This window comes from Robbsia andropogonis (genome assembly GCF_000970345.1).
Taxonomy (GTDB): Bacteria; Pseudomonadota; Gammaproteobacteria; order Burkholderiales; family Burkholderiaceae; genus Robbsia; species Robbsia andropogonis.
This window is the reverse complement of record NZ_LAQU01000076.1, coordinates 1-7,128: the sequence shown is the minus strand read 5'-3', so window position 1 is coordinate 7,128 and position 7,128 is coordinate 1. Positions and strand designations below refer to the sequence as shown.

Here is a 7,128-nt window from a genome sequence, read left to right as displayed (position 1 = left end):
GACGACTTCATCGCCGTCATCGACGGCATGCAGATGGATCTGGACGCCGACATCCAGGCGCCATCCTTTGCCGTTCTGGATTTGTATTGCGACCGCGTGGCAAGCGCTGTCGGACGCCTCTCCACACAGGTTTTCGGGCTCGATCGCGAACTGGGCGTGGCACTGGCCCACCATCTCGGTCGGGCACTGCAATTTACGAATATCCTGCGTGACCTGGACGAGGACATCGCGATTCATCGTCTGTACCTGCCACGCGAAGCGTTGGTGGAAGCCGGGATCGATACGCGCGTGTTCGACCAGGCGAATGCCGTCGCACCGAACTGGCTCGGGACGGCAAGCGCGTTATCCGGGTCCTCGGCGGCGAACGATGACGCGCGGCCAACCACGCCCGTCACCGCGCCGCTTCGCACGACGGTCACGCGTGACGCGGCCATGGCCGCCGTATTGCAAGCGCGGGACCTCCCTAAGGCCTGTACCTGGCTTGCACGACGCGCCCAGACACATTACCAGTCAGCCAATGCATTGATGCGCACCGCACCGCGCCGCACCGTCAAGGCCCCCCGGCTGATGTACGCGGTGTATCACGCCATTTTCATGCGCACCGTACAGCAGGGATGGGCGGCGCCGCGCACCCGCGTACGCCTGCCGTCGTGGCGACTCGTATGGTTGCTGTTGCGTCACGGTCTTCTGTAAGCGTTTGAAAGACAGCTGCACGCATGGCGACGCCGTTGTCTTTCAACCGCACGGCACGATGCGAATTGACGTCATGACCCGACGCGTAACCATATTTTGCCCCCTCGATGCGCCTTTGGGACCACGCGATAAAGCAGCCTGGCGTGATATATGGCACGATGTGCCCCGCACGGTTCACCGCTCGCATTGAAACACGGCGAGCGCGATGCGCCGAGTTCCGTCGTAGGTCGCGCAATCACGCTCGACATCGTCATTGCATGAAACCGCACCATCAAATGGATAGATCGTGATGGGACAACACGGCGGTAAGCCCCCGGCAGGATGCCCTGCATCCGGGGGACGCTTTTTTTTGGAATAATGTGTTTCCTGCTTGTGACTGGACGAACGATAGGTTGCTCGCGAAATCGCGGTCGCCACGCGTCGTCGCCGAAGCAGGAAGCCGCCCGGACAGCAGGCCCCGAGCCTCATCAGGATGGCGGGCGAGACGGAAAGAGATCGGAGAAGGATGGATACAACGCCCTTGGAAAACCAAGCCCTCGCACAAGCGCTAAAGCGCGTCGACGGCTCACCACAACCCGGCCGTGATACGGCACCGCCCACCTCGTGGACGACGACATCGGTCACGGCCGAGAAGTCGGGCCAGGAATGGGGGGGCCACGAGACAATCGATCCACAAGCGCTACATCACGCGGTGGATACCGCCACCGAACGGCTCATATCAGACCAGCGCGCGGATGGGCATTGGCTCTATGAGCTGGAAGCCGACGCGACGATTCCCTCGGAATACGTGCTAATGGTCCACTATCTCGGCGAGACGCCGGACCTGACGCTCGAGGCCAAGATCGGGCGCTACCTCCGGCGCATCCAGGGTTACCATGGCGGCTGGCCGTTGTATCACGAAGGACCGCTCGACATCAGTGCCAGCGTCAAGGCATATTTCGCGCTGAAAATGATCGGCGACCCGGTGGACGCGCCGCATATGCAACGCGCCCGCGAAGCGATCCTGGCGGCCGGCGGCATTGCCAAGGTGAATGTCTTCACGCGCATCTTGCTGGCGTTATATGGCGTGGTCTCGTGGCGTGCGGTGCCGATGATGCCCATCGAGATCATGTTGCTGCCCAGTTGGTTCCCTTTCCACTTGTCAAAAGTGTCATATTGGGCACGGACCGTCATCGTGCCCCTGCTCGTCCTGCAGCAGGAGCGGCCCCGCGCGCGCAATCCGCGGGGTATTCGCCTGGATGAATTGTTCACCGGTCCGGCCGTCAACGTTGGGCTCAACGACCGCGCGCCGCAGCAAAGCGCCGGCTGGTTCCGGACGTTTCGTGGCATTGATGCCGTGCTCCGCGTCACCGAGTGGATTATCCCGCGCCGCCTCCATGCACGCGCGACACAGGCGGCCATTTCGTTTGTCTCATCGCATCTGAATGGCGAAGACGGCCTTGGCGCCATTTTCCCGGCGATGGTCAACACGGTCATGATGTATGACGTGCTGGGTTTTCCGCCGACGCATCCGGAACGCGCCATTGCACGGCGCTCCGTGGACAAATTGCTGGTGGTCGATCCGTCAGAGGACGGGGAAGCCTACTGCCAGCCCTGCCTGTCACCGGTCTGGGATACCGCACTGGCATCGCATGCCTTGCTCGAATCCGGCACGCCGCAGGCCACCGCCGCGGCATTACGTGGCGCCGAGTGGCTGCGACCACTTCAGATCATCGATGTCATCGGTGACTGGTCGTCGCGACGACCGACGGTGCGTCCCGGCGGTTGGGCATTCCAATATCGCAACGACTACTACCCGGACGTGGATGACACCGCCGTGGTCGCCCTGATGATGGACCGTCTGTCCGGCCAGGCCGATTTTACGAAGTCGATCGCCCGCGCACGTGAATGGGTCGTCGGCATGCAAAGCGGCGATGGCGGCTGGGGCGCGTTCGAGCCGGAGAACACGCACGAGTACCTCAATAACATTCCGTTTGCCGATCACGGCGCCTTGTTGGACCCACCGACCGTGGACGTCTCGGCGCGTTGCCTGTCGATGTTGACGCAGCTTGGCGCGAGCCGTGATGATCCGAGCGTCGCGCATGCAACTGACTACATTCTGATGCACCAGGAGTCCGACGGCAGTTGGTACGGTCGCTGGGGTATGAACTACATCTATGGCACCTGGGCCGCACTGTGCGCCTTGAACGGTGTCGGAATCGATGCGCATCAATCCCCGTTGATTCAGAAAGCCGTCGATTGGCTCTTCTCGATCCAGAACGCGGATGGTGGCTGGGGCGAAGACGGTGACAGCTATCGCCTGCATTACGATGGGTACCGCCGTGCCACGTCCACTGCCTCGCAAACCGCCTGGGCGCTGCTGGGGCTGATGTCCGCGGGCGTTGTCGATGATCCGCGTGTCGCGCGAGGCATCACCTACTTGATGACGCACCAGGCGGGCGATGGTTTCTGGGATGAGCCGTTGTTCACCGCCACCGGCTTTCCGCGCGTTTTCTACCTGCGCTACCACGGCTATTCAAAGTATTTCCCGCTGTGGGCACTGGCGCGCTACCGGAACCTGGCGCGCGACGGAAAGCGCCACGTCACATTGGGTCTATGAACCCGGCGTCCTCGGCCGCAGTCCCCCACGCGATGCCGGGCCGTATCACGCGCCCGGTGCTCGTTGTCGCCGGAATGGTGCTGGAGGCCGACGCGGTCCGTGGCGCCACCGGCCTCGACGTGCGTGTGGCAATGGGGCCCGCGGCCCGCGACCCGGATGGCCGCCTGGCACACCTGTTACCGACGGTGTCGGGCATTGTCAGTTTTGGTACGGCAGGCGCGTTGGACCCGACCTTGCGTCCGGGCGATTGCCTGCTGCCCAGCGCCGTCGTGGATGCGAGCGGACGGCAATGGGCCACCGATGCGCACTGGCGTGCCGCGTTGGCCACGCAGTGGCAACGTCAAGGTCAATCGCCCGTGACATGCCATCAGGGTTTGATCGCCGGCTCCGACACCGCCGTTTGCTCCACCGCCGACAAAGCAGCATGGTTCTCGCAAACGCGCGCCAGCGCGGTCGATATGGAGTCTCATGCATTGGCCGCGCTGGCCGCCTCCTACGGTTTGCCTTTTCTCGTATGCCGTGTCGTACTGGATCGCGCCGACCATGACGTCCCGGCGGCGGCGATGGCCGGATTGACGGCCGATGGACGTACCACCGTCTTGCCGGTCATCGGTGCCCTGCTTCGCGAGCCCGGACAACTCGGCGCTTTACTTCGGCTGGGTCGTGATGCCAGTACCGCACAAAAAACCTTGAAGGCGATCGCGGCACATCTGCCGCCTCATTTCGGATTACCCGATACCGCCCTCAGACGCTAAGCCCTTCTGTCTCGCCATCCAGCGACACGGCTTGGAGCGTCGGCGCGCATTCCAGCGCGTGAACATGCATGTCCCGGACCATTCGACGAACATGCTCATCGGCCGCACAGTAAAAAATTTGCTTACCGCGCCGTTCACCGCGCACGACACCCGCACCACGAAGCAAGCGCAGATGATGGCTGACCAACGACGGCGATAAACCGGTCGCTAGCGCGATATCGGATACGCATACGGGTACATCGAGACAGGCCGCGACAATACGCAGACGGCTCGCATCGCCCAGCAGGCGGAACAATTGGGCTACCGCGTCCCACATATCTGAATACCTGTTCATATGTTAATGTGTTAAGGTATATGGTATCACTCTCCCGCGCCAATGCTCATGCCCCACGATCACCAACATCACCGCCCATCGCACGATCATGGCTCGCCGCATGGCGCTGACCCGGTGCCTGATCAGCATGCGCACCTCCATCATGACCATGCCCACACCGAGGATCCGCATCAGGCCGCTACGCACGCAGGCGGGCACGTACATGCACATGGGTCGACTAACGAAACGCGTCTGGCGTGGGCCCTGGTCGTCATCGCGGTATTCATGACCGTCGAAGTGGTCGGCGGCCTGATTTCCGGCTCGCTGGCACTGATCGCCGATGCCGCCCACATGGCATCGGATGTGGTCGCGCTGGCCATGAGTTGGGCTGCGTTGCGCATTGGTCGCCGCCCGCCAAGCGCGCGGCTATCGTACGGTTATCGCCGCCTGGAAGTCCTTGTCGCCTTCGTGAACGGCCTGACGTTGTTGGTGATTTCACTGGGCGTGATCATCGAGGCCATACGCCGTTTTGCCGAGCCGCAGCCGGTGCTGGGCACCACGATGTTCTTCGTTGCCGTCAGCGGCTTACTATCAAATATCGTCGCATTCGCCATCCTGCACGGCGGCAGCCGTGAGAACCTGAATATGCGCTCGGCATGGCTTCATGTTCTTGGCGATCTGGTCTCGTCCGTGGTCGCCATCATCGCCGCGCTGGTGATTATGTGGACAGGCTACTCTCCGATCGATCCGATCTTGTCGATCCTGGTCTCGTTGCTGATCGCGAAAAGCGCCTGGTCCATCACGCGTAGCGCCGCGGCGATTCTGCTGGAAGCGTCACCGCCTGGCGTCGACCCGCATGCGGTGAGACAGGATCTGATGAGGAGCATACCGGGCGTCGCCGATGTGCATCACGTTCACGCCTGGTGCCTGACCGCGGAAAGCACGATGGTAACGCTGCATGCCCGCGCCGCCGCCGGCATCGATCCTCTGCATTTGCCTCCCGCCATCAGCGCTCGTTTACGCGAGAAATTCCGGATCGCGCACACGACGGTGCAAATGGAACCGGAAACCTGTGTCGATGATGTCCTGGCGGGGCTACCACCGCTGGATGAGGAGGTTTCCGGCCCGGGCCACCACCATGACCACGGGCACGGGCACCACCACGGCCCGGCATCTGTGGCAGGCAGCGCGCTGCCTTGCAGTGGCGGCGAACGCAGCGCCGTGACCCCGTCACACTAGCCAGCCAGCGACGGGCCCCACGTCCTAACGACCCGAGAAAATACTGAGAATACAAAAGGGCGGCTTTCGTGGCTAGGGCGCCTTGGCCTCTACCCGCGTAGGTGCCTCGATATTCGGCAGCAGGACTGTCAGTAAGCCAAGCAACGGCAGAAAGGCACAAAGACGATAGACGTGCTCGATTCCGGTCACGTCGGCAAGGTGACCCAGCACCGCCGCCCCTACACCACCAAGGCCGAAGGCCAGGCCGAAGAAAAGACCGGCCACCATGCCGACACGGCCCGGCAGCAATTCCTGCCCGTAGACGACGATCGCGGAAAACGCCGACGATAGCACCAAGCCGATAATGACGGTCAGGATGCCGCTCCAGAACAGATTGGCATAAGGCAGCAACAAGGTAAACGGCGCAGCGCCGAGGATGGATACCCAGATCACGTATTTACGGCCAATACGGTCACCGATCGGCCCGCCGACCAACGTACCGATCGCCACCGAGAACAAGAATGCGAACAGGTACATCTGGGACTGCTGCACGCTCAGATGGAATTTAGTGATCAGGTAGAACGTGTAATAGCTGTTCAAGCTGCTCAAATACAGGTATTTCGAGGTGACGAGCGCCACGAGGACAGCCACCGCTCCCGCAACGCGTCGCTTGCTCAGCGCGGCGGCAACGCTACTGAAGGTGCGCTTACGTTTTGGCGCCAACCCCGCCTGCGTGCGATACCACTGTCCAATGCGCCATAACACGTAGATCGCAAGCAACGCGACCAGCGCGAACCATGCCACGCTGCCGCGTCCATACGGAAGCACCACGGTTGCCGCCAACAGCGGGCCCATCGCGGTACCAAGATTGCCGCCCACCTGAAATACCGACTGTGCGAGCCCGTGCTGCCCGTTCGACGCCAGACGCGCGATCCGCGACGACTCGGGATGAAAAATCGACGAGCCAGTTCCCACGAGCGCCGCCGCCACAAGCAGCACGGGGTAATTGGGCGCCACCGACAACAACAGGAGTCCACACAGCGTGAACATCATCCCGATGGCGGTCGAATGCGGTTGGGTTTTTATCGGTATAGGCACCGATCAGCGGCTGCAGCAACGACGCCGCGAGCTGGTATGTCAACGTGATGATGCCGATCTGCGAAAAGCTCAGATGAAAACCGGATTTGAGAAGCGGATAAATCGCGAGAATCAACGACTGAATCATGTCGTTGAGCATGTGGCTGAAGCTGATGGCGGTCAGCGGGCCGACGAAGGGTTTGCCGCGAGACGTGGCATCGGACACGTCGCCGGACAAACCTGTTGCATCCGCCAGCGCGGCGCCGGCGGACGTTGCGTGAACTGCGTCTTCCACATCCGAACCGGAGAACGTCCGGGACGTGGCGGAAACCGCTGTCAGTTCTCTCGATGCGCTCATTGCCTCTCCTGGCATTTACGTGCGGACCTTTCCGGCGGAGTACGCCACGATCCTGCGCCATCCTCTCAATGCTGCGTGAACATGTCCATCACACGCTGACGTTCGGTCGAGTCCA

Annotated in this window: 5 protein-coding genes and 1 pseudogene; 4 read left to right on the top strand and 2 right to left on the bottom strand. The window is 62.1% G+C overall.

What is annotated here, in order from left to right; genetic code table 11:
• The 3 genes from WM40_RS25290 to WM40_RS25280 all read left to right on the top strand — a co-directional run.
• The coding region (locus WM40_RS25290; RefSeq protein ID WP_046154376.1) for a squalene/phytoene synthase family protein at positions 1 to 693 on the top strand (693 nt) is incomplete at its 5' end.
• A 505-nt stretch (positions 694 to 1,198) separates the two neighbouring features.
• Positions 1,199 to 3,292 carry a squalene--hopene cyclase gene (shc, locus tag WM40_RS25285; RefSeq protein ID WP_082103237.1) on the top strand — a complete coding sequence of 698 codons (2,094 nt, stop codon included), beginning with the start codon at positions 1,199 to 1,201 and terminating at the stop codon, positions 3,290 to 3,292.
• On the top strand, positions 3,289 to 4,047 hold the full coding sequence (locus tag WM40_RS25280; RefSeq protein ID WP_052738530.1) for a phosphorylase family protein: 759 nt from the start codon (positions 3,289 to 3,291) through the stop codon (positions 4,045 to 4,047). Before shc ends, WM40_RS25280 begins: the two co-directional genes overlap by 4 nt.
• Here WM40_RS25280 and WM40_RS25275 read toward each other — a convergent pair.
• Positions 4,037 to 4,363 (bottom strand): ArsR/SmtB family transcription factor, encoded by a 327-nt coding sequence (locus tag WM40_RS25275; protein WP_236693697.1) that lies wholly within the window; start codon positions 4,361 to 4,363, stop codon positions 4,037 to 4,039. The two genes, WM40_RS25280 and WM40_RS25275, sit on opposite strands and share 11 nt — an antisense overlap.
• 66 nt (positions 4,364 to 4,429) lie before the next feature.
• Here WM40_RS25275 and WM40_RS25270 point away from each other — a divergent pair, with 66 nt between their 5' ends.
• Positions 4,430 to 5,599 carry a cation diffusion facilitator family transporter gene (locus WM40_RS25270; RefSeq protein ID WP_236693696.1) on the top strand — a complete coding sequence of 390 codons (1,170 nt, stop codon included), beginning with the start codon at positions 4,430 to 4,432 and terminating at the stop codon, positions 5,597 to 5,599.
• 72 nt (positions 5,600 to 5,671) lie between these two features.
• Here the strand turns inward: WM40_RS25270 and WM40_RS25265 are convergent.
• A pseudogene (locus WM40_RS25265) lies at positions 5,672 to 6,893 on the bottom strand (MFS transporter).
• Positions 6,894 to 7,128: the final 235 nt, after the last annotated feature.